The sequence below is a fragment of the Myxococcota bacterium genome, assembly GCA_041389495.1.
Lineage (GTDB): Bacteria > Myxococcota_A > UBA9160 > UBA9160 > UBA4427 > JAWKRT01.
Window position 1 is genome coordinate 237,928 of the sequence record JAWKRT010000004.1, and the last position, 22,733, is coordinate 260,660.

Below are 22,733 nucleotides of genomic sequence, written 5' to 3' on the forward strand. Positions count from 1 at the left end.
ACGGGCAGTGAAGGACGCGCGCTTCGGCCACGGGTTCTGGCCCTATCTCCTTCCGTACTTCGCGTTCCTGCTGCTGTCGGAGGTGGGCGGCCGACTGCCCGAGGGCGCCTGGCTCGCGGTGCTCGCCCTGAAGCCGCTCGTGCCCGCGGCGCTGGTCGCGTACTTCTGGCGCCGCGGCATGTACCCGGAGCTGCGCGGCTTCGGCGCCCGCGCGCGCGGCCTTCCCCTCGACCTGCTCGTCGGCGCGGCCTCGGGCGCGCTGTGGATGGCGCCCTATCTGCTGCTTCCGGCCGATCTCGGCGAGGGGCTCGGGAGCCTGTGGCCCGACCGGAGCGCGGGCTTCGACCCGGCGCGCGCGGGCGCGTCGCTCGCGCCGCTCGTGCTCGCACTCCGCTTCGTCGGCTACGCCGGCGTCACGCCCGTCTTCGAGGAGCTCTTCATCCGCAGCTTCGTGATGCGCTATGCGGAGGTCTTCGATCGCGGTGGCGACTTCCGCGACGTCCCGGTCGCGCGCTACACGCCGCGCGGGCTGTGGGTGTCGGCGGTGTTCTTCGTGCTGGGGCACGTCTTCTGGGAGTGGTGGGTGGCCCTTCCCTGGGTACTCGCGACGAGCGCCTACTTCTACTGGCGCGGGCACCTCGGCGCGGTCGTCGCCGCGCACGCCGCGGCGAACGCGACGATCCTCGTCGCGGCCGTCCTCGCGGACGGCCCGCTCTGGTTCTTCGTGTGATCGAACGGGCGCCGCGCACCGCGCGGTGCGCGCGTGCGAGCGATGCTAGGCGGCGCCGCGGCTTCCGCGCCGGACGCGCTGCGCGAGCTCGGTGAGCTCGACGATCGCCTTGCGCGCCTCGTCGCCCGCGCGAGCGGCGCTCGCGGTGGCGACCCGTTCCGCGGCGTCGACGATCGAGGGATAGCCCGCTTCGCGTGCGGCGGCGGCGAGCTCGCCGGCGGCGCGCGAGATCGCGCCGAAGTCGCCCGCCATCTCGCCGTCCTGCAAGCCGTCGACCCGCTCGGCGAGGCCGATCACGAAGGATTCGACCACGTCGCGCATCGAGAGATCCTCGTCGAAGTCGGAGTAGATGGGCGGCGAAGGCTTCACGCCGGCCCCTATCGGACGGGCTCCCGGGCGACTGAACGCACGGACACGGCGGCGACGGACTCGGGCGAATCGAGGAGGGGCACGCCACCGGGCGGCGGCGCGCGGAAGTGCGGGCGCGCTCAGCGCGGGCGCGTCATCACGAGCGGGAGGCGCAGTCGCGTGCCGTCGCTCGCGACGAGCTCGAGCACGAGCTTCCGAAGGCCCTCGAGGTCGGCGAGGAGGCGCGCGTCGTCGCTCTCCGCCTCGATCTCGCGCAGTGTCGCGGTGCCGCCGCGGAAGTCGACGTCGCGCGTGGCGCCGCTTCCGACCTCGATCGTGCGCAGCGTTCCCTCGCTCACGTGGAACGAGAAGCCGCGCTCGCGCCGCAGCGCGGCGGCGAAGTCGCGGCGCGCAGTGTCCGCCCGGGTGCGACCGGGAAGGCGGAGGTCGAGGTGGCCGAGGAGGTTCGGCGCGGGCGTGCCGCGATCGTCGAAGCAGCGCGAGGCGAGCGGGACGTCGAGGTCCGAGAAGGTCAGGCGAGCGACCGGCGGCTGCACGCGGCGCGGCCCGGGCGCGACGAGGACGCGCCGCCCGCCGCGCACGGGCGCGCCCTCGATGTCGCAGATGACCGGCGAGACGTAGCGGCCGCGCGCCCAGTCGATCGCGAGCTGGTTGAGGTCGGGCTCCCCGCGCGCGGGAGCGGCGAGCGCGAGCGAGGCGAGCGCGCCCCCGAGAAGGGAGACGCGCGCGATCGAACGCACCGCGCGTCGGCGCGCGTCGGCTGCCGCGGAGCTGCACATGGCGCGCGAGGCTACCAGCTCGGTGCGCCGCGCGGCGCGGCGCGTGCGCGGGCGTCGCGCCGTCACCGCGTCGCAGCGGTTGACACGCGCGCGCGGGCTGACGCACGCTCGCGGGCGTGCGCTGCGCGTCCTGTCACCGCGAGATCGAGCTCGGCCCCGAGCGACGCGTCGGCTTTCGCGACACGTGCGAGGGGTGCGACGCGGATCTGCACAGCTGCGTCCACTGCGCGCACTACGAGCCCGGCGCGTACAACGACTGCCGAGAGCCGTCGGCCGAGCGCGTGCGGGACCGCGACCGCGCCAACCGCTGCGACTGGTTCCAGCCGGGTGACCGGACGGGCGAAGGAGCGGACGGACGCGGCGCGGCCCTCGCGGACCTCGACGCGCTCTTCAAGAAGCCCTCCGGACCGAGGTGAGCCGCGCATGACGACGGACCTGGATCTCCCGAGCGACGCCGCGTTCGCGACGGGCCCGCGGCCGCGGCTCTCGGTCGTGATCCCCGTCTACAACGAGAAGGGAACGCTGCGCGAGCTCGTCAAGCGCGTCGAGTCGGTCGCGATCGACAAGGAGATCGTGCTCGTCGACGACTGCTCGACCGACGGAACGCGCGATCTCCTGCGCGATCTCGAGGGAACGCCCGGCCTCCGCGTCTTCTACCAGGACCGGAACCAGGGCAAGGGCGCCGCCCTGCGTCGCGGCCTCGCCGCGGCGCGCGGCGAGATGGCGATCATCCAGGACGCCGACCTCGAGTACGACCCCTCCGAGTATCCGAAGCTCATCCAGCCGATCGTCGACGGGCGCGCCGACGTCGTCTACGGCTCGCGCTTCGTCGGGTCGGAGGCTCACCGCGTGCTCTACTTCTGGCACTCGGTCGGCAACCGCGTGCTCACGACGGTCTCGAACATGTTCACGAACCTGAACCTCACGGACATGGAGACCTGCTACAAGGTCTTCCGCCGCGAGGTGCTGGCGTCGTTCGAGATCGAAGAGGACCGCTTCGGCGTCGAGCCGGAGATCACCGCGAAGATCGCGAAGGGGCGCTGGCGCGTCTACGAGGTCGGCATCTCGTACAGCGGCCGCACCTACGAGGAAGGCAAGAAGATCGGCTGGCGCGACGGCGTGCGCGCGATCGTCTGCATCCTCAAGTACAACCTCTTCCGCTAGGCGCGCGCCGACAGCAGGTCGTCGAAGTAGGCGATCGTCTGCTTCAGGCCCTCCGCCAGAGGCGTGCGCGGCGCCCAGTCGAGCTTCTCGCGGGCGAGCCCGATGTCGGGGCAGCGCTGCGTCGGGTCGTCCTGCGGCAGCGGCTCGTGCACGAGCTTCGACGGCGAGCCGGTGAGCTCGAGCACGAGCTCGGCGAGCTCGATCATCGTGAACTCGCCCGGGTTCCCGAGGTTCATCGGGCCGGTCACGTCGGCGGGCGAGCGCATGAGCCGGACGAATCCCTCGATCAGGTCGTCGACATAGCAGAAGGAACGCGTCTGCGAGCCGTCGCCGTAGATCGTGATCGGCTGCTTCGTGAGCGCCTGCACGATGAAGTTGCTGACGACGCGGCCGTCGCCCGGGTCCATCCGCGGACCGTACGTGTTGAAGATGCGCGCGACCTTGATCTGCAGGCCGTGCTGGCGGTGGTAGTCGAAGAAGAGCGTCTCCGCGCAGCGCTTGCCCTCGTCGTAGCACGAGCGGATCCCGACGGGATTCACGTGGCCCCAGTAGTCCTCGCGCTGCGGATGGACCTGCGGGTCGCCGTAGACCTCGGACGTCGAGGCCTGGAAGATGCGCGCCCGCAGCCGCTTCGCGAGCCCGAGCATGTTGATCGCGCCGTGGACGCTCGTCTTCGTCGTCTGCACGGGGTCGTTCTGGTAGTGGACGGGCGATGCCGGGCACGCGAGGTTGAAGATCTCGTCGGCCTCGACGTAGAGCGGGAACGTCACGTCGTGCCGGACGAGCTCGAAGCGCCGGTCGTCGAGGAGCGCTTCGACGTTGCGCCGGCTCCCGGTGTAGAAGTTGTCGACGCAGATCACCTCGTGGCCTTCGGCGAGGAGGCGCTCGCACAGGTGCGAGCCGAGGAACCCGGCGCCGCCGGTGACGAGCGTGCGCGGGCGCCGATAGGGGTTGCGGGTCGTTCGCTGCATGCGGTCGGGTTCCTCGGGGCGGCGCGGCGCGGAGCGCGCGCCGACGGCTATCCGGCGGCGCGCGCGACGCGCGCGCGCGGAGCGGCGGCTTCCTCGGGCCAGTGGGCGGCGAGCTCTTCGTCGAGCGCGGCGCCGAAGCGGAACAGTCGCGCGCGGATCGCGTCGACGTCCATCCCGTCGATCGGCGCGCTGATGCGGACGAACGCGCCGTCGGCGCGCCCGTCCGCGATGCGTCCCACGAAGCGGTCCCACGCGTGCGCGACCGCGCCCACGAGATGCGCGGAGCGATGGGAGCGGTACCAGAAGTGCACGAGGCGCTCGTCGCCCGCGCGCCCGACGCGGATCTCGGTCGCGCGGCCGCCGCCCGGGAGCGTCACGGTGCGCGTCGCGCCCTCGACGATCGAGAAGCCGGCGGACGGGTAGCAGACGAAGGGCGAGTGCTCGGAGCGCCCGCCGCGCTCCGTCCCGTAGTAGCCGACGTAGAGCCACACGACGCCGCCCGCCGGGTCGACGTACGTGCGCTGCACGTTGCGATCGGCGCGGAGCATCCGCTCGACCGTCTCCTCGAGCGGGATGTCGCGCCCGCGCCAGCCGGCGATCTCCATCGCGATGCCGTCGAGCGATTCGGCCTGCACCTCGAGCGGGGCGCGGAGCCGGAGCGTCCACGCGGCGCCGCCCGCGGCGAGCAGCACGACGGCGAGCGCCGCGTTCTGCCAGGCGTGCGCGCTCACAGCGCGAGCCTGCGGAAGAGCGCGTCCGGCGCGAGCCGCACGGCGAGCAGGATCCAGCGCCAGAACCACGGCGTGTAGACGACGCGCCGATTGCGCCGGATGCCGCGCACGACGTCGCGCGCGACGACCGACGGCTTCGCCGCCAGGAAGACGCCGGGGCGTCCCCACGTCATCGGCGTGTCCACGAAGCCGGGCTTGACGAGCGTGACCCCGACGCCCGCCTTCGCGAGCCGCACGCGGAGCCCGTCGACGTAGGTCGCGAGCGCGGCCTTGGTCGATCCGTAGAGGTAGTTGCTCTGCCGTCCGCGATCGCCCGCGACGGAGCCGACCGCGCACAGGAACCCGCCGCGGTTCGCGGCGAGGCGCGGCGCGAGCTCCTCGCAGAGGGACACGACGCTCGCGTAGTTGACGTCGATCATGCGTCGGGCGAGCGCGAAGTCGGCCTCGGCGTCGGCCTGCTCGGCCATCTCGCCCACCACGACGACGAGGCCCTCGAGCCCGGGCTCCTCGCCCGGGAACGCGCGCTCCGCGCGTCGGACGAACTCGGCGTGCTCGTCGAACGCGAGCGCCTCGTAGCGGACCACGCGCGCGTCGCTGCCCGTGCGGATCGCGATGTCCTTCGCGATCAGCTCGAGCTCCGCGACGCGTCGGCCGCACAGCACGACGCGCGCTCCGTCGCGCGCGAGTCGCGTGGCGATCGCGCGGCCGATGCTCGACGTCGCGCCGACGACGGCGACGCGCTCGATGCGCGACCTCATCCGTCCACCAGTCCGAGGCGGCGCCCGAGCGACGAAGAGAAGCGGTTCTCGGGGTCGACCTTCGCCTTCAGGTCGCGGAAGCGGCCGAGCTCGGGGTACATCGCGCGCAGGCTCTCCGCATGGAGGCACGAATCCTTCGCGAGGTACACGCAGCCACCGTGGCGGAGCACGATGTCGTCGAGGCGCGCGACGACTTCGAGCAGCTTCGCGCTCGGCGCCGGCATGTCGAGCGTCAGCGTGATGCCCGGCCGCGGGAACGAGAGCAGCCCTCCGCTCGCGTCGCCGAGCGACTTGAGGACCGCGAGGAAGGCGGGCCAGTTCGCGCGCGAGATCTCCTCGAGCAGCGCGACCACGCCCGCGCGCTCCGCGCCGCGCGGGATGAGCGCCTGGTACTGGATCGCGCCGCGCGTGCCGTAGGCGCGGTTCCATGCGCGTACGCGGTCGAGCGGGTAGAAGAACCGGTTGCAGTCGGTGACGAAGCGCCCGTCGCGGTGCGCGTGGTAGAAGCCGGTGTTGAACGCGCGCACCGTGAACGGGTTGAGCGTCCCGTTCGGCAGCGGGAAGGGGACGGCGAGGGGGATCGGCGGGCCCGCCGAGAACGGAGCGGCGCGGCGCTTCTCGGGGAGCTCGTCGTGCGGCGTGTGGTTCGCGCGCATGACGACGGACCGGCCGAGGCTCTGGCCGCGCGCCAGGCAGTCGATCCACGTGACCACGTAGTGGTGCTTGTGATCGTTCAGCAGGAAGCTCTCGAGCACGGCGTCGAGGTTCGGACACTTCTCGTAGTCGACCGTCACGTAGGCGCTCTCGACGCGCATGAGGCGGATGCGCGCGTCGAGCACGACGCCCGTGAGCCCCATGCCGCCGGTCGTCGCCCAGAAGACGTCGGCGTTCTGTGTGCGCGAGCAGTCGAGTACGTCGCCGCTCGCGGTGAGCAGACGGAAGTCCTCGAGGAAGGCGGAGATCGAGCCGCTGTGGTGGTGGTTCTTGCCGTGGACGTCGGCGGCGATCGCGCCGCCGAGCGTGATGAACTTGGTCCCCGGCGTGACCGGGAAGAAGAACCCCTGCGGCAGGAAGACGTCGAGGATGTCGGCGAGGCTGACCGCCGCCTCGCACCACAGCACGCCCGTCTCGGGGTCGAAGTCGAGCATGCGGTCGAGCCGCTCGCCGAGCAGCACGGCGCCGCCGCGGTTGAGTGCGGCGTCGCCGTAGGCGCGGCCGAGACCGCGCGCGATCACGCTCGGCTGCGGGGCGCCGAGCACGAGCTCGCGGAGCTCGTCGCGCCGCTCGGGGCGGTAGACGTCGCACTCCTCGACCGGGAAGTGGCCCCAGCCCGCGAGACGCCGGGTCGCCGACGGCGGCAGCGTCATCGGAGGGCCGCCGCGATGCCGACGAGCGCGATCGCGGCGCCGGCGAGATAGGAGACGCGATCGGTGGCGGCGAACAGCACGGGATCGTCCGTCATCTCTCCGCGACGCGCGAGGAACCAGATCCGCGTCACCCAGAACAGCATGATCGGGCAGATGCCCCAGAGCAAGCCGCCCGACGCGTAGAGCCGCTCGACGGAGTCGCTGCTCACGTAGAGCGCGAGCACGAGCACGGACATGTAGCCGGACGTCGTGCCCATGTTCTCGACGAGGCCGATGTCGTCGACCTCGTAGCCGCGGCGGTCGAGCTTCTCGCGCTGGTCGGCCTTCGCGCCGAGCAGCTCCGCGTAGCGCTTCACGAACGCGAGGCTCAGGAAGAAGAACATCGAGAACGCGAGCAGCCAGGGCGAGACCGCGACCCCGGCGGCCGCGCCCCCGGCCAGGATGCGGTGCGTGTACAGGCCGGCGAGCAGCAGCACGTCGAGGAACACGCGCTCCTTGAAGTAGAACGAGTACGACGTCGTGAGCGCCAGGTAGCCGAGCAGCATCGCCGTCGCCTTCGCGTTCAGGACCGCGAGCGAGAGGCCGACGCCCGCGGCGAGCAGCGCGAGCGAGAGCGCGAAGCCGGTGGGGATCGCGAGTGCGCCCGCCGCGAACGGGCGCTCGCGCTTGCGCGGGTGGCGACGGTCCGCCTCGACGTCGAGCAGGTCGTTCCACAGGTAGGTCGCGGAAGCCACGCAACAGAACGACACGAAGGCCGCGACCACCTGGGCGAGGCGCGTCGGCGAGCCGATCTCGTGCGCCAGCAGGATCGGCGCGAAGAGCAGGACGTTCTTCACCCACTGGTACGGGCGCAGCGCGCGGAGGGCGGGCCGCAGCGCGCTGCCGCGGTGCGACAGCGTGCGAACGGGAATGCCGAGGGCGCGCGCCGCGCGCTCCGTCCCGGGCGAGGCTGCGACGACCGTGGCCGCGACGGCGCCGCGCCAGATCGCGAGGTCGGCGCGCGCGTCACCGGCGTACTCGAACGGGCGGTCGCCCTCGCGCTCGCGGATCGCGCGGAGCTTCGCCTCGGCCTTGTTGTTCGCGGTGCCGTCGCTCCCGATCACGTCGTCGAAGAGCCCCGTGTGCGCGGCGACGGCGTGCGCGAGCGAGGCGTCGCTCGCGGTCGCGAGCACCGTGCGGCGCCCGTTGGCGCGCTCGCCGCGGACGTAGGCGAGCACTTCCTCGCGATAGGGCAGGGTGGCGACGTCGACGTCGACGCGCGCCGCGAGCTCGCGCTTGAGCGCCGCGCGCCCGCGCGCGAGCCAGAAGGGGAGACGCAGCAGCGAGGCGGGCTCGCGCTGCGCGAGCCGGCACACGGACTCCCAGAGCAGATCGGTCGCGATCAGCGTCCCGTCGAGATCGACGTAGAGCGTCGTCGCGGACGCGCCCTCGCGAGCCGGCTGCCTCGCCGAGAGCGTCACGGGTGCGTCGCCCGGCGAGGCGCTCGCTCGGCCGCGGGACGCGTCGCGTGCACCGGCAGCGCGGTCGCGCGGGAACGGCTTCGGGGTCGGGCTCCGCATCGCGGTGTGAGTCGCCCGGCGCGGGGCCTCGGTGTCGGTTGCACGTCGCTCGCTCTCTCCGAGGTCGCATCGCGGGCGGGCGCCCCGCGCCGGCGGACGATTCCGTGCCGACGCCTGCGCGCGGTCTGCGCACGCGCTGCCGCGGCGGGGCAGTCTAGCGGGCTCCGGCCGCCGCTCCTCCCGCCTTCGGAGGCCGGACGCCACCCGCGCGACGGCGTTCCGTCACGGGTCGCTCCGCGCGGGCCACTCGCCCTTGTCGGAGTCGGCCCGTCGCGCGTTGAGCCGCGCGCGACTCGGGTATGCTCGCGCGCTCGCGAGGGGCGCATCGGGGAGAGGCCCGCGGACACCGGGCGCGAAGGCGAGGCAACGGACGATGAACATCCTCGGGATCTCGGCGTACTACCACGACAGCGCCGCCTGCCTGGTCCAGGACGGGCGCATCGTGGCCGCCGCCCAGGAGGAGCGGTTCACCCGCAAGAAGCACGATCACGAGTTCCCCCGCCACGCGATCGACTACTGCCTGCGCGAGGCCGGGATCTCGCACGAGGACGTCGACCTCGTCGCGTTCTACGACAAGCCGCTGCTCAAGTTCGACCGCCTGCTCGAGACGTACGTGAGCTATGCGCCGCGCGGCTTCAAGCTCTTCCTCATGGGCCTGCCGCTCTGGATCAAGCAGAAGCTCCACACGCCGCGCGAGCTGCGCGAGGGGCTCGACGGGCGCTACGCGGGCCGCTTCGTGTTCACCGAGCACCACGAGTCCCACATCGCGAGCGCCTTCCTCCCGTCGCCGTTCGACGAGGCCGCCATCCTGACGCTCGACGGCGTCGGCGAGTGGGCGACCGGCTCGATCGCGGTCGGGCGCGGCCATCGCATCGAGCTCCTCCAGGAGCTCCGCTTCCCGCACTCCCTCGGGCTCCTCTACTCCGCCTTCACGTACTTCACGGGCTTCAAGGTCAACAGCGGCGAGTACAAGCTGATGGGGCTCGCGCCGTACGGCGAGCCCGTCTACGCGGACGCGATCTTCGAGCACCTCCTCGACCTCCGCGAGGACGGATCGTTCCGCATGGACATGTCGTACTTCGCGTACTGCACGAACGACGTCATGACGTCGCCGAAGATGGACGCGCTCTTCGGGGGGCCGCCGCGCAAGCCCGAGAGCGAGATCACGCAGCGCGAGATGGACATCGCGGCATCGATCCAGGTCGTGACCGAGGAGATCGTCCTGCGCATCGCGCGCCACGCGCATGCGAAGACGGGGATGCGCAACCTCTGCCTGGCCGGCGGCGTGGCGCTCAACTGCGTGGCGAACGGGCGGATCCTGCGCGAGGGGCCGTTCGACCAGGTGTGGATCCAGCCCGCGGCGGGCGACGCGGGCGGCGCGCTCGGCGCCGCGCTCTTCGTGTGGCACCAGCTGCTCGACAACCCGCGCGCCCCCGGCGGCCGGGATGCGATGCAGGGCTCCCTGCTCGGCCCGCGCTACGGGCACGACGAGATCCGCGCCTTCCTCGACGGCGCCGGCGCCGTGTACGAGTACTACGAGGACGACGAGAAGGCGGTCGACCGGATCGCAGAGCTGATCGCGACGGAGAACGTCGTCGGGCACTTCGGCGGCCGCATGGAGTTCGGCCCGCGCGCGCTCGGCGCGCGCTCGATCCTCGGCGACGCGCGGTCGTCGAAGATGCAGGCGACGATGAACCTGAAGATCAAGTTCCGCGAGTCGTTCCGGCCGTTCGCGCCCGCCGTGCTCCGGGAGGACGTGGACGAGTACTTCGAGATGCGGCCGAACGAGGATTCGCCGTACATGCTGCTCGTCGCGCCCGTGCGTCCCGAGAAGCGCCTGCCCGTCGACGACGACGGCCGGAAGGGCCTCGACAAGCTCAAGCAGCTCCGCTCCGTCGTTCCCGCGATCACGCACGTCGACTTCTCGGCGCGCGTCCAGACGCTCGACGACGAGCGCCATCCGCGCTTCGCGGCGATCGTGCGACGCTTCAAGCAGCGCACGGGCTGCCCGGTCGTCATCAACACGAGCTTCAACGTCCGCGGCGAGCCGATCGTCGAGTCGCCCGCGGACGCGTACCGCTGCTTCATGGCGACGAACATGGATGTCCTGGCACTCGAGAACTTCGTGCTGCTGAAGAAGCAGCAGCCGGACGCGCAGGACATCGACGTCGCCGCCTACCTGGCGGAGTTCGCGCTCGACTAGACGCGCGCGGAGTGGAGACGACGCCATGGCCCAGATGATCGAGCTCAACCTCTCCCCCGACGCGCGCACGCTGCGGCAGTTCGGCTTCATCGCACTCGGTGGCTTCGCCGCGCTGGCGGCGCTCGCCTGGTTCGAGAAGCTCGTGTTCGCGGGCGGCTGGCTCGGCGCGGCGCGCCCGACCGTGGCCGGGGTGCTGCTCGCGCTCGGCGTCCTCGCGGCGCTCACGTCGCTCGTGTATCCGAAGGCGAACAAGTGGCTCTTCGTCGGGCTCTCGATCGCCGCCTTCCCGATCGGGTTCGTGCTCTCGTACGTGATCCTCGGCGCGCTCTTCTTCCTCGTGATCACGCCGATCGGCGTGCTGCTGCGCGCGTCCGGGAACGACCCGATGAACCGCGCGTTCCGCGCGGACCAGACCAGCTACTGGACGGATTGCCGTCCCGCGCGACCGCCCGAGAGCTACTTCAAGCAGTTCTAGCCTGGCGCGGCGACGCCGCGCGGGGAGGAGAAGCCATGTCGGAGAAGAAGGACGCGAAGGACTTCGCCTCGCAGGCGGCCCGGGGCGAGCAGCAGGGCATCGTCAGCGAGTTCGTCGAGTTCCTGAAGGACAACAAGAAGTGGTGGCTCGCGCCGATCGTGCTGTCGGTGCTGGGCCTCGGCGCGCTCGTCCTGCTGGGCGGCAGCGCGGCGGCGCCGTTCATCTACACGCTCTTCTGACCGGCGTGCGCGGGAGGCGCGGAGGGCGGGGCGAGCGCGGTCAAGGCGCGCTCGCGATCGAGCCGATGTGCCGTGGCGCGCGCCGCGAAGGCGGGTCGTCGGGGGGACGGCCCGGATCGCGGGGCGAGGCCGCCGGCCGTGCGCCGGCGGACGCGAGGCGGGGCGCGTGCGGGACTGGCTGATCAAGAGCGTCCTGCTCGCGTGGCCGCTGATCACGGTCGTCGTCGTCTCGTCGGCCCGCCCGGCGATCGCCGCCGCGTCGCTCATGCTGGGCACGATCCTCTTCCTGCCCACGCGCTTCGCCTTCGACTTCCCGCTGATCCCGCCGACCGGCCGCGAGGAGATCGCCTCGCTCGCGCTCTTCGCGTCGGTGCTGTTCCTGCATCCGCGGCGCATCCTCCGCATCCGTCCGGGCCTCGGCGTCGAGGGCGTCGTCTTCCTGCTGATGCTGGCCTCGATCGGCACGGCGCTCACGAACGGCGACGTGCTGACCTACGGCCCGCGCATCCTGCCGCGACTCGTCCCGTACGACGCCGTGTCCGACGCGGTGCGCGACTTCCTGCGCTTCTTCCTTCCGTTCGTGATCGGCCGCGCGATGTTCCGCTCTCGCCGCGACCTGCGCGATCTGCTCCTCGTGATCGTCGTGGCCGGGCTCGTGTACTCCGCACTCATCCTGATCGAGCTGCGCCTGTCGCCCCAGCTGAACCGCTGGATCTACGGCTTCTTCCCCCACTCGTTCCACCAGCACGTGCGAGGGGGTTCGTACCGCCCGATGGTCTTCATGCCCAACGGGCTGGCGGTCGGTCAGTTCATGTCGGTCGCGACGCTCGCCGCGGCCGGCCTGCTCGCGGCGCGCGCGCGCAACCTGCCCGTGGACGGACGCGCGGCGACCGCCTACCTCGGGAGCATGGTGGCGGCGTGCAAGGGGTACGCGTCCATCGCGTACTCGATCGTCGGTCTCGGCGCGATCTTCTTCCTGCGCCCGCGCCACCGCGTCGCCCTCGCGGCCGGGCTCGCCGCCCTCACGGCGACCTATCCGCTGCTGCGCAGCTACGACATGTTCCCGACGGAGGAGCTCGTGTCGGCGGCCTCGGCCGTCAGCGCGGCTCGCGCGCACTCGCTCGACTACCGGTTCGTCAACGAGGACATCCTGCTCGTGAAGGCGCAGGAGCGCGTGCTGTTCGGGTGGGGCGGCTACAACCGCAGCCGGGTGTACGACGAGCGACGGGGCGGCAACATCACGATCACCGACGGCTACTGGATCATCCAGCTCGGACAGCGCGGCATCCTCGGGATGATCCTCACGTTCGGTCTGATCCTGATCCCCGTGCTCGTCGTCTACCGCCGGCTTCCCCGCGTGCGCGACCGCAGCGACGCCTCCCTGCTGGCGACGCTCGCGCTGATCGTGGCCCTGCTCGCGGTCGATCTGCTTCCGAACGGCCTGTTCACCTTCCTCCCGATCGTGCTGTCGGGCGCGCTGCTCGGCACCGTCCAGGGCATCGTCGAGAACGAGGCGCGCGCTGCGCGCGCGCCGGCGCGCGTCGCCGACCGCGGCGCGGCCGTCGCCACCGCACAAGGGTCGGGCCCCCCGGCCGCGCTCCCCGCGCCCGCGGCGGCGCGCGATGCGCGCGGGGCTTCGCTCGCCGCCGCGCGCCGAGGGGCGACGCGCGCTCGCTGACGCGTGCCGTTCGGGCATCCGTCCTCGCGGGTGACACTCGTCACGGGCCATCGCGGCGGAGGTATCCGATCATGCCCGCCACTCGAGAATGTCCCTCCGTGTGCCCGCGCGCGCGGACAGCGAGGTTCCCAACGGATATGGCCGTCTGTCGAAGTCACCCCGGAAGCCGCTCGCGCGTCGCGATGACGGCCCTCGCCACCATCGCTTCCGCCCTCGTCGCGTCGGCGTCGACCGCCGCGACGTCCATCGCGCTCGGAAGCCTGAAGATTCCCGCCCAGCAGGTCGCCAACTTCTATCCGTTCGACGAGACCGTGTACCACCAGGCCCAGAGCTGGCCCGAGTACGACGTCAGCTGCACGAAGGCCCCGTGCGCGTCGGGCAAGCAGCCGATTCCGGCGGCCTGGGGCTGCAGCACGCCCGACCCGGCGGCCAACGGCTTCGCCGACGCGGGCGCGATCGACTGCGCGGTCGACAACGCCCCCGCGCGGTCCGTCGTCTGGGTGCCGAACGGGACGTACGAGATGGGCGCCTACGGCGCGCCCGCCAACGCCATCACCATCAGCCGCTCCGACGTGGTGCTCCGCTGCCAGGACCCGAACCGGACGCGGTTCCGCATGTTCGACAAGCGCGTCGCGCACCAGTGCAAGGACGACTCGGGCAGCTGGAACGCGAACATGTGCGGCGCGATGGCGGTGTCGATCGCGGCGCCCGACATGTTCCGGAACCAGGTCGGCTGGACGAACGGCTACCAGGCGGGCAACACGCAGATCGGCGTGTCGAGCAGCGCCGGCTTCTCGACGGGCGACTGGGTCATGCTCCAGATGGACGACGGCCGGGAGACGTGCGAGCTGATCGACTCGATTCCCACGCAGGCCGCTTCCGACCCGCTCCAGCGCAAGAACGTCTTCAACCACTACGCGAAGATCGTCGCGATCAGCGGGAACACGCTGACGATCGATCGCCCCCTGCGCATGGACTACAACGTGTCCACCTGCGGCGCGAAGAAGGTCACGCTCATCGTTCCGATCGAGAACGTGGGCGTCGAGAGCTGCGGGTTCGAGACGAGCACCTCGACGGTCCGGACGGACTTCGGGAAGGCCGCGGGCCTCACGGTCGCGGCGGCCGCGAACTCGTGGATCGTCGGCAACCACTTCCAGCGCTTCGACCAGGACGCCGTGCGCTTCCGCATGTCGATGCGCAACTGGTTCCAGGGAAACCGCATCGACGACGTCCAGGGAACGCAGTTCAACACCGAGGGGCTGCACGTCTCGAGCGGCGCCGCCGACAACGTGATCGAGAACAACGCGTTCATCCAGATGACCGTGGTCAGCAAGCAGGAGGCGGGCGCCGAAGGCAACATCTCCGCCTACAACTACACGCGGACGGCGGGCGCCTCGCCGCGCGAGAAGTCGTTCTTCAACCACGGGCGCTTCGTGCGCGAATCGCTGTGGGAGGGGAACGACGTCGATTCGGAGATGATGACGGCCGACCACTGGTGGGGGCGCAACGGCGCGCGCATCACCGTCTACCGCAACCGCGTCATCGGGCCGTCGTCGAAGTTCGCCGCGATCACGACGAACCGCGACAAGGACGGCACCTGGCCGATCGCCTCGGACCTCGTCTGGATCGGGAACACCGCTCCGTTCTACATGCGCACGGCGGCCTGCGTGAACGGATTCCCCGGCTGCCTCGGGCCGCTCCACGACTTCGACGACCAGGTCGACGGCATGCACGTCGAGAAGAACCTCTATCGCGATCCGCACGGGTTCCAGATCGACTCGCCGCTCTCGACGACGAACTGCGGCTCGGGCAAGGGCTCGTGCCCGAGCTCGAACCCGGGGCCGTCGCCGTCGCTCGGCACGAACGCCGAGGGCGATCGCGCTCCCGCGACCTGGTCGGGCGACACCATCCCGCCGAGCCTGTACCGCTCGACGACGCCGCCCACGTGGTGGTGCCAGGAGTCCTGCAGCTGGGCCGACGTGCACGCCGGCATCGGCGCCTGGGGCGACGACTTCAACGCGAGCTCCCTGTGCAAGCTGCCCGCGCAGATCCTCTTCGAGGGCGGGACGTGCACGCCCGTGCCGGGCTCGGGCTACAGCGGGCCGCCGGCGGGCGGCGTGCCCGGCAGCGGCGGCGGCAGCACGGGCGGCTCAGCCGGTGGCGGAAGCACGGGCGGATCGAGCGGCGGTGGCACGACGACGCCGCCGTCCGGCCAGCCCCCGGTCGCGCCCTACCTGCTGCCCTGACCCGGGTCGGAACGCGCTTCAGCGGCGCCGCTCCGCCCGTGCGGAGCGGCGCCCGCCGGGCGCGTCGAGCACGAGCAGTGCGCACAGCACGAGCTGAGCGCCCGCCGCAGAGAGGTGCCGGCCGAGCGGCGAGGCCTCGAGCGGCACGAGAAGAACCCCCGCCACCCCCGCGACGTAGCCGACGGCGACCATCCACGACGCGAGCCGAACGCGGGCGGAAGCCGCCGCGTTCGCGCGCGCGACGGCCGCGGCGAAGACCTTGGCCGCCGCGACACAGAGCGCCGCGGATGCGGCGACGAGTGCTGCGACCGCGGCATCGCGCGGCGCCGGGCGCACCTCGGGCGCGATCGCGTACAGCACCGCGAAGTGGAGCGGCACGACGGCGAGCGAGGCCATTCCGCGCAGCTCGACCGCCCGCGCCAGCGCGGGCGCGCGCGCGATCGCGACGGCGATCGCGGCCGCGCCGCCGATGGCCGCAGGCACGAGGGGCGCATAGCCCGCCGACATCACGCCGTAGCGGTTCACGACGAAGCCGTGGCTCGCGAGCAGGGCGCTGGTCGCAGCGCCGAGCGCACACAGGGCGGCGCCGAGCGCGATCACCCGCCAGGGCGCGCGCTCGAACGCGGTGCGGTGCCGGCCGAGCTCGCGGCCCGCCGCGAACCCGAGCAGCGGGATCGCGATCCACGGCAGGAGCGGGTAGGCGATGCCCGGCGTCGGGGCGCGCCCGGCGAGCCGGAGCAGCCACGACGTCCCCGCGTCGGCCGCCGCGACGTCGATCAGGGGCGCGAGAAGGAAGCGGGCGAGCAGGACGCCTCCCGCAGCCGACAGTGCGATCCGCGTCGCGCCCCGCGCCCGCCGCAGCGGCTCGACCACCGCGGTCGACAGCGCGATGAAGGTCAGGAAGTCGACGCCGAGCCACGGGTCCTTGCCCCAGCGCCACAGGATGAACTGATCGGCGAGTACGAGGATCGCGAGCTTGCGCGCGAGCCCGTAGCGGTGGTGGCCACCGGCGCGCAGCGACTGGAGGCCGCTGCCGAACCCGGTCGCGAAGAAGAACAGCACCGGCGCGAAGCCGCCGATCGCGAAGAGCGCGTCGGCGAGCGGTGAGAGCGGGACGCCGGGCGCATACCAGGTCGCGACGGCGTGGTTCGCGACCATCGCGATCGCCGCGAGCCCGCGCAGCACGTCGAGCTCGGGCCACGGCGCCGCGACCGGCACGCGCGTCGCGGATTCGTCTCGTTCGGGCACGCCCCCTCCCGTTCGCGGAGCGACACGGTATCCCACGCCGCGCGTCGCACGGCGAGTCCGATCGCCCCATCGGAGGCTCCACCGCCGCTCGTGAGTCACCGCGAGCGAGAAGGACGGGCGGTGTTGCCCTACGTTCGGCGCCGCGTCGGCCCGATACGGGCCGCGCGCCGCAGCGAAGCGAGCCGCGGCAGGAGGAGCGCATGTCTCGGAGCCCCTGGGATCGCATCCGTCCGATCGACGAGGACGCCATCCAGCGAGCCTTCGAGTCCGCGCAGCCGTTCCGGCACTTCCACATCGACGACTTCCTCGAGCCCGCGTTCGCGCGCGAAGTCGCCGCCGCGTATCCGAGCTACGACGAAGCGCTCGCCCTCGGCCGCGAGTTCCAGGCGCTGAACGAGAACCTCAAGATCCAGGTGTGCGACCGCGCGCGCTTCCCGGAGCCGATCGCCCGCCTCGAGGAGGCGCTCGCCGCGCCCGAGTGGCGCGCGGCGCTGGAGCGCATCACGGGCATCCCGAAGCTCCTCGCCGACGACGAGCTCGTCGGGGGCGGCATGCACATCATGGGGTCGGGCGGCCGGCTCGACGTGCACGTCGACTTCAACCTGATCGAGAACCGCGGCCTGCACCGGCGCCTCAACATCCTCGTGTTCCTGAATCCGCGCTGGCAGGACGGGTGGGGCGGCGAGCTCGAGCTGTGGGACACCGGCGTCCGGCAGCGCGGCGCGTCGTTCGTCCCGAAGTTCAACCGCTGCGCCGTGTTCCAGACGAGCGAGATCAGCTTCCACGGCGTCACGCCGCTCGTCTGCCCCGACGGCGAGACGCGGAACTCGTTCGCGGCCTACTACTACACGCGCGAGGCGCCGGCCGGCTGGGACGGCACGCGCCACACGACGATCTTCCGAGCGCGGCCCGACGAGGCGCTCCGCGGCCACGTGCTGATGCCCGCGGAGAAGGCGTGGCGGCGGGTTCGCAACCGTCTGCGCGGCCTCGTCCGCAAGTCGCCGGCACGTTAGGCGCCCCCCGCCGGCCCCGGAGCCCACCGAATGGCGCGCGTGACGCTCGGCCGCCTCGTCCGGAGCTCGGGGCTCGCGGGCCTCGCGCAGGTGGTGCGCGCGGCGAGCAGCATGGTGCTCACGCCCATCGTGCTCGGCGCCATCGGGCTCGAGGGCTTCGGCGTCTGGGCGCTGCTCTTCAGCCTCTCGAACTCGATCAACGTGATCGGCGTGAGCTTCGGGAACGCCTACGCGAAGTTCACGGCCGACTTCGAGGCGCGGCGCGACTTCGATGGGCTGGCGGAGCGCGTCGGCGCCGGGCTCGTATTGATCGGCGGCGTCGCGGCCCTGGGGCTCGTCGGGCTCGCGCTCGCGAGCGAGTGGCTGCTCCGCATGAGCAGCGTTCCCGAGGCGATGCTCCCCGAGGCGCGGACCGGGTTCCTCATCGTCTGCGTCACCGTCTTCTCGATGCTGAGCATCGGGTGCGTGCGGCAGATCCTCGCCGGCCTCCAGCGCACCGACCTGAGCTCCGTCGGGCAGATCGCGACGTCGCTCGCCTACCTCGCGCTCGGCTGGACGCTCGTGCGCCGCGGCCACGGCATCGTCGGGCTCGCGGTCGCGAACCTCGCGGCCGAGCTCGCCGGCATCGCGCTCAGCTGGGTGTGGTGCCGGCGCGTGTGTCCGCAGCTCGTGCTGTCGCCGCTGCGGGCGACGCGCGCGGGGCTCCGCGAGGTCGTCGCGCTCGGCGGGCGTTTCCAGCTCGTCTTCGCGCTCAACTTCCTCAGCAACGAGGGCTTCAAGATCGCCCTCTCGAGCCTGCTCGGGCCGGCCGTGCTCGGCAGCTACGAGCTGGCGCGCCGGATGATGCGCCTGTGCCAGACCGCCGCCGGCGCCATCCACACGCCGATGATGCCCGCGTTCGCGCAGCTCCACTCGGGGGGCGAGAGCGAGCGCGCGCGGCACATGCACAACCGCGGGGCGCTCGCGCTCTTCACCGCCGCACTCGTCGCCATCGGGTTCGTCGCCGTCTTCGCCGAGCGGACGATGCTCGTGTGGACGGCCGACCCGCAGCCGCTCGCGGCCTGGACGTTCCGCGCGCTCGCCGCCGCCTACGTCTTCAAGCAGCTCTCGAGCATGGCGACCGCGAACCTGCGCGGGCGCGGTGAGTTCCGCCTCGAGATCGGCTCGATGGTGTTCTCGCTCGTCGCGCGTCTCGGGCTGATCGTGCCGCTCTACGCCTGGCTCGACTACGCGGGCTTCGTGTGGAGCGAGGCCATCGCCCACGTCGCGACGGCGCTCGTGCTGCTCTGGCCGTACGCCGGACGCGAGGGCATCGCCCTCGGGCGCTTCTTCTGGGAGGCGGCCGCGCGCCCGACGCTGCTGCTCGCGCTCCCGCTCGCCGCGGCCTGGGCGGGCGCCCACGCGTGGCCTCTGCCGCTCGGCGACGTCGCGCCGCGCTGGCAGGCGTTCTTCGAGCTCGCGCTGTGGGGGGCGCTGTTCAGCGCTGCGTCTGCCGGGGTCGTCTGGTTCGGCCTGCTCGCGAGCGACGAGCGCGCCCGGCTCGGCCGCTCGCTCGCGCGAAGGTTCGGCCGCGGCCGGCGACCGAGCGCCGGCACCGCCTGAGCGCGGCGCGCTAGCGCGCGCCGCGCGCGGAGCCCGCGATCAGCGCCGCGAGCTTCGCCGCCTCGACGCTCGGGTCGTGCCGTGCGAGCACGGCGGCGCGGCCGGCCGCGCCGAGCGCGCGCAGCTCGTCGACGCTCGCCGAGAGCAGCGCGCGCATCGCGTCGGCGAGCGCGTCGACATCGCTCGCCGGCACGAGCCAGCCGTTGCGCCCCGGCTCGACGAGCTCCGGAATGCCCGCGATGTAGGTGCTGATGCACGGGCGGGCCATCGCCATCGCCTCCATGAGCACGGCGGGAAGGCCCTCTGCGAAGCTCGGCAGCACCATTCCGCGCGCCGTCGCCATCTGCTCGACGATCTGCTGGCTGTTCATCCAGCCCGTGATGCGCACGCGGTCCGCGAGCCCCGCGTCGCGGATGCGCCGCTCCGACGCCTCGCGCAGGGGGCCGTCCCCGATCAACAGCAGCTCGAAGTCGAGGCCGTCGGAAGCGACGCGTCGAGCCGCCTCGAGCAGGATCGGCACCGCCTTCTCCTCGCACACGCGACCGACCCAGACGAGCCGCTTCGCATCCGCGGCGACGGGGGAGGGCTCCTGCGCCAGGAAGGCCGGGTCGGGGCCGCAGTGCACGACGCGCAGCTTCGGCCAGTGCTCGACCGGCGCGTAGATCATGCACTGGCTCTTCGTGAACTCCGTGATGCAGACGGTGAACGCGCTGCGCACGATCTTCTCGCCGAGCGCCCAGCGCTCGGGCGCGCGGAAGATGTACGGGCCGTGGATCGTCATGCTGAACGGAACGCCCGAGAGCGCGGATGCGAGCATCGCGACCGACGCCGAGTTCTCGCCGATGTGGCAGTGCAGGTGCTCGACGCTGCGCTCGCGCAGCGCGCGCGCCAGGAAGCACGCCTCGAGGAAGTAGGCCGCCTGCCAGACGAGCGCGCGCAGGCCGGGCGCGGCCGTCCGCCACGCGAGCGCGAGCCCCGCCGCGAAGCGACGCGGCGCGCCGAGCGCGAGCGCGAGTGCGGCGAGCGGCGTCTCGAAGCGGTGGTCGGAGTAGAGGTACGTCGTCGCGGCGCGCTCGCTGCGGTGGAAGTCGGTCACCATCTGCGCGTCGTCCGCCTTGCGGATCGAGAACGTGTGGACGCGGTGGCCCATCGCGCGCAGCGCGGTGACCTCGTTGCGCACGGCCGTGTCGACGGCGCGCGGGTAGATGCTCGCGAGATAGGCGATCTCGAGCGGGGCGCCGCCGCTCGGGACGGGCTCGGCGTCGGACGTCGCGGTCACGGGCGGTGCGGCTCCTCGGGCGCGCGCGCGGCGGACGAGCGCGCGCGCGGCGGGTAGGTGCGGTCGAGGCACGTCGCGTAGTCGCCGGGCCGGTGCGCGGGCAGCAGCGCCTCGAGGCGCGCGCGCGCGTGGCGGCGCGGGCGGTAGCCCTCCGCGAAGCTGCCGCGCGCGAACAGGCTCGGCAGCTTCGCGCGCGCCCCCCACACGAGCGCGGCGACGCGCTGGACGGCGAAGGCCAGCAGGGCGACGAAGGCGTAGGGAATCGGGACGCGGCGGCCGCCGCGGCCCGAGCGCGCGACGTGGTCGCCGAGGAAGCGCCAGGCAGTGACGTCGTCGGCGTCGGTCACGTTGATCGCGCGGCCGACGGAGGCCGGGCTCTCGAGCGCGGCGCGGAACGCGTCGGCGCAGTTGTCGACGTGGGTGAGGGCGGGCCGGCGGAGCGGCCCGAAGACGAGGTGGAGCCCGCCGACGGTGCGGCCATAGGTGTCGTCCGGGCAGGGGTTTGCATCACCCCAGATGAAGCCCGGCCTGAGGATCGTGAGCTCCCACCCGAGCTCGGCCGCGCGGCGCTCGGCGAGGCGCTCCTGCCAGACCTTCGCCGACGCGTAGCCGCCGCAGTCGTACGGGCGCTCGCGCAGCGGGAGCGACTCGTCGACGACGCCGCGCGCGCGCGTCCAGTCGTACACCGAGAAGCTGCTGCACAGCACGAGGCGCCGGACGGAGCTCCGCGCCATCGCGTCGAAGAGCCGCTCCGTCGCGATCACGGTGTCGGCGAAGCGGATCGCGTCGCTTCCGGACATCGCGGCGGCGAGGTGCACGACCGCGTCGACGCCCTCGAGCGCGCGGTCGAGGTCGGCGGCGTGGCGCAGGTCGGCGACGAAGGGCTCGATCGGCGGCGCGAGGCCGAGGGCGCGCGCGTCGCGTCCGGGGCGCACGAGCGCGCGCACGTCGTGGCCCGCGCCCGCGAGCGCCGCCGCGACGCGACGTCCCAGGAAGCCTCCCGCGCCGGTGACGAGCACCTTCACGCGCGGCGCTCCGCGGCGGGCGCGGCGTCCGCGTCGCCGATGCCGTCGAGGAGATCGAACACGAGCGCACTCGTCGCGGAGATCGCAGCCGGCGCGATCGGCGGCGCCTCGCCCGATTCGAGCGCGTCGTACAGGCGCGCGAGCAGCGTCCAGAGCCCCGCGTACGTGAGCGGACGCCCGGAGAGCTTCCGCGCGAGCCCTCCGATGGCGGACGATGCGAACGCGCGCGCCGCGTCGAGTCCGTTCGCGACGGGCTGGAGCGGCGAGGGGCCGCCGCGCACGCGCTCGACGCGCAGCAGCGGCTCGAACAGGCTCGCCTCCGCGCGCAGGCGCGTGCCGTGGACGCGCAGCGAGAAGGCGTCCGGCTGCGAGTGCGAGCTGAAGCCGAGCCACGCCGTTCCGCGCTCGGCGTCGACCTGCGCCCGCAGCTCGTCGGCCGCGAGGGCCGGGTTCGCGCTGCGCTTGCGCGCGATGCGCTGCACGCTGCGGTGGGGCCCGACGAAGGCGTGCGCGAGGTAGGCGAGGTGCGTCGCGAAGTCGAGGAAGGGGCCGCCGGGCAGCCCGGCGAACGGCGACGGGCCGTTCGGATCGGCGTGGCGACTCCCGGCGCCCGCGATGTCGACGCAGAACGTGGCCTCGACGTGCACGACGTCGCCCAGCTCGCCGCCGTGCGCGAGCGCGAGCATGCGCTGCACGGCCGGGTTGAAGAGGTAGTTGTGGTCCTCGACGAGCCAGAGCCCGCGCTCGCGCGCTGCGCGCTCGAGCGTCGCGAGATCGGCCGCGCTCGTCGCGATCGGCTTCTCGACGAACACGTGCGCACCGGCCTCGAGGGCGGCGAGCGCCAGCGGGACGTGGGAGCGGGGCGGCGTCGCGACGTGCACGACGTCGGGCGCCGCCGCCGCGAGCATGGCGGCGTGGTCGGTGTACCAGGCGGGGACGCGGAACTGGTCGGCGGTGGCCTCGGCCATCACGGCCGAGCGATCGCACACCGCGACGACCTCGGCGTTGCGCAGCGTCGCGAGGCAGGCGAGATGCTCGCGCGCGATGTAGCCCGCGCCGACGACGGCGACGCGCGCGCGCTGCGCAGCGCGCGCGCTCTCTCTGCCGCGCCCGCTCGCGCCCGCTGCCTCCGACGTCGCATCCATCCCTGTGTGTGGCCCCTCGCGGCGGCGATCCGCCGCAAGGCGGCTCTCTACCGGATCCCCGTCGACGCCACCAGCGCGGCGATCGCACGGCCGCGGCGCAACCCGAGGCCCGCTCGCGGCCACTCACCTCGGGTCGCGTCGCCCGGCGGTGC

21 protein-coding genes are annotated in these 22,733 nt (G+C 72.8%); 10 read left to right on the forward strand and 11 right to left on the reverse strand.

The features are described 5' to 3' along the window. Nucleotides 1–7: 7 nt before the first annotated feature. Nucleotides 8–730, forward strand: a complete 723-nt coding sequence (locus tag R3E88_19510; protein ID MEZ4218669.1) for a CPBP family glutamic-type intramembrane protease — start codon at nt 8–10, stop codon at nt 728–730. Nucleotides 731–775: 45 nt separating this feature from the next. Here R3E88_19510 and R3E88_19515 read toward each other — a convergent pair whose 3' ends face one another. Further along, entirely contained in the window at nt 776–1,099 is a 324-nt protein-coding gene (locus tag R3E88_19515) for a hypothetical protein (GenBank protein MEZ4218670.1), read from the reverse strand. Nucleotides 1,100–1,218: 119 nt separating this feature from the next. Further along, nucleotides 1,219–1,878: a hypothetical protein gene (locus R3E88_19520; protein ID MEZ4218671.1), complete on the reverse strand. Its 660-nt coding sequence runs from the start codon at nt 1,876–1,878 to the stop codon at nt 1,219–1,221. A gap of 116 nt (nt 1,879–1,994) precedes the next feature. Here R3E88_19520 and R3E88_19525 point away from each other — a divergent pair, with 116 nt between their 5' ends. Together R3E88_19525 and R3E88_19530 are read left to right on the forward strand one after the other, a co-directional pair. Further along, nucleotides 1,995–2,294 carry a hypothetical protein gene (locus R3E88_19525; GenBank protein MEZ4218672.1) on the forward strand — a complete coding sequence of 100 codons (300 nt, stop codon included), beginning with the start codon at nt 1,995–1,997 and terminating at the stop codon, nt 2,292–2,294. 7 nt (nt 2,295–2,301) lie between these two features. Then, nucleotides 2,302–3,042, forward strand: coding sequence for a glycosyltransferase family 2 protein (locus tag R3E88_19530; protein ID MEZ4218673.1), 741 nt, complete (start codon nt 2,302–2,304; stop codon nt 3,040–3,042). Here R3E88_19530 and R3E88_19535 read toward each other — a convergent pair. From R3E88_19535 to R3E88_19555, 5 genes are read right to left on the reverse strand one after another with little or no spacing between them, the layout of a single operon-like run. Then, nucleotides 3,039–4,013: a UDP-glucuronic acid decarboxylase family protein gene (locus R3E88_19535; protein ID MEZ4218674.1), complete on the reverse strand. Its 975-nt coding sequence runs from the start codon at nt 4,011–4,013 to the stop codon at nt 3,039–3,041. The two genes, R3E88_19530 and R3E88_19535, sit on opposite strands and share 4 nt — an antisense overlap. Nucleotides 4,014–4,060: 47 nt before the next feature. Continuing rightward, complete coding sequence (locus tag R3E88_19540) at nt 4,061–4,744, reverse strand: EpsI family protein (GenBank protein ID MEZ4218675.1); 684 nt, start codon at nt 4,742–4,744, stop codon at nt 4,061–4,063. Further along, entirely contained in the window at nt 4,741–5,502 is a 762-nt protein-coding gene (locus tag R3E88_19545; protein ID MEZ4218676.1) for an SDR family NAD(P)-dependent oxidoreductase, read from the reverse strand. The genes R3E88_19540 and R3E88_19545 overlap by 4 nt, the downstream gene beginning before the upstream one ends. Then, on the reverse strand, nt 5,499–6,869 hold the full coding sequence (locus R3E88_19550) for an FAD-binding oxidoreductase (protein ID MEZ4218677.1): 1,371 nt from the start codon (nt 6,867–6,869) through the stop codon (nt 5,499–5,501). The genes R3E88_19545 and R3E88_19550 overlap by 4 nt, the downstream gene beginning before the upstream one ends. Further along, complete coding sequence (locus R3E88_19555) at nt 6,866–8,329, reverse strand: UbiA family prenyltransferase (GenBank protein ID MEZ4218678.1); 1,464 nt, start codon at nt 8,327–8,329, stop codon at nt 6,866–6,868. Before R3E88_19555 ends, R3E88_19550 begins: the two co-directional genes overlap by 4 nt. Nucleotides 8,330–8,801: 472 nt before the next feature. Between R3E88_19555 and R3E88_19560 the strand changes: the two genes are divergently transcribed. The 5 genes from R3E88_19560 to R3E88_19580 all read left to right on the forward strand — a co-directional run bounded on the left by R3E88_19560 (nt 8,802) and on the right by R3E88_19580 (nt 15,269). Further along, nucleotides 8,802–10,631 (forward strand): carbamoyltransferase, encoded by a 1,830-nt coding sequence (locus R3E88_19560; GenBank protein ID MEZ4218679.1) that lies wholly within the window; start codon nt 8,802–8,804, stop codon nt 10,629–10,631. Nucleotides 10,632–10,656: 25 nt separating this feature from the next. Further along, entirely contained in the window at nt 10,657–11,106 is a 450-nt protein-coding gene (locus tag R3E88_19565) for an SxtJ family membrane protein (protein ID MEZ4218680.1), read from the forward strand. Between the two features lie 35 nt (nt 11,107–11,141). Next, nucleotides 11,142–11,345, forward strand: coding sequence for a DUF5989 family protein (locus R3E88_19570; GenBank protein ID MEZ4218681.1), 204 nt, complete (start codon nt 11,142–11,144; stop codon nt 11,343–11,345). 166 nt (nt 11,346–11,511) lie between these two features. After that, nucleotides 11,512–13,023, forward strand: coding sequence for a hypothetical protein (locus R3E88_19575; GenBank protein MEZ4218682.1), 1,512 nt, complete (start codon nt 11,512–11,514; stop codon nt 13,021–13,023). Nucleotides 13,024–13,205: 182 nt separating this feature from the next. After that, on the forward strand, nt 13,206–15,269 hold the full coding sequence (locus R3E88_19580; GenBank protein MEZ4218683.1) for a NosD domain-containing protein: 2,064 nt from the start codon (nt 13,206–13,208) through the stop codon (nt 15,267–15,269). Between the two features lie 18 nt (nt 15,270–15,287). On the opposite strand, the gene R3E88_19585 is transcribed toward R3E88_19580, so the two are convergent. Beyond that, nucleotides 15,288–16,517 (reverse strand): heparan-alpha-glucosaminide N-acetyltransferase domain-containing protein, encoded by a 1,230-nt coding sequence (locus tag R3E88_19585; protein MEZ4218684.1) that lies wholly within the window; start codon nt 16,515–16,517, stop codon nt 15,288–15,290. Between the two features lie 200 nt (nt 16,518–16,717). On the opposite strand from R3E88_19585, the gene R3E88_19590 reads away from it, so the two are divergent. Further along, entirely contained in the window at nt 16,718–17,530 is an 813-nt protein-coding gene (locus R3E88_19590) for a 2OG-Fe(II) oxygenase (protein MEZ4218685.1), read from the forward strand. A gap of 30 nt (nt 17,531–17,560) precedes the next feature. Next, on the forward strand, nt 17,561–19,132 hold the full coding sequence (locus tag R3E88_19595; GenBank protein ID MEZ4218686.1) for a lipopolysaccharide biosynthesis protein: 1,572 nt from the start codon (nt 17,561–17,563) through the stop codon (nt 19,130–19,132). A 10-nt stretch (nt 19,133–19,142) separates the two neighbouring features. Here R3E88_19595 and R3E88_19600 read toward each other — a convergent pair whose 3' ends face one another. The 3 genes from R3E88_19600 to R3E88_19610 are packed head-to-tail and all read right to left on the reverse strand — an operon-like array spanning nt 19,143 to nt 22,581. After that, nucleotides 19,143–20,411 (reverse strand): glycosyltransferase family 4 protein, encoded by a 1,269-nt coding sequence (locus tag R3E88_19600; GenBank protein ID MEZ4218687.1) that lies wholly within the window; start codon nt 20,409–20,411, stop codon nt 19,143–19,145. Continuing rightward, on the reverse strand, nt 20,408–21,436 hold the full coding sequence (locus R3E88_19605; protein MEZ4218688.1) for an NAD(P)-dependent oxidoreductase: 1,029 nt from the start codon (nt 21,434–21,436) through the stop codon (nt 20,408–20,410). The genes R3E88_19600 and R3E88_19605 overlap by 4 nt, the downstream gene beginning before the upstream one ends. Then, entirely contained in the window at nt 21,433–22,581 is a 1,149-nt protein-coding gene (locus R3E88_19610) for a Gfo/Idh/MocA family oxidoreductase (protein MEZ4218689.1), read from the reverse strand. The genes R3E88_19605 and R3E88_19610 overlap by 4 nt, the downstream gene beginning before the upstream one ends. Nucleotides 22,582–22,733: the final 152 nt, after the last annotated feature.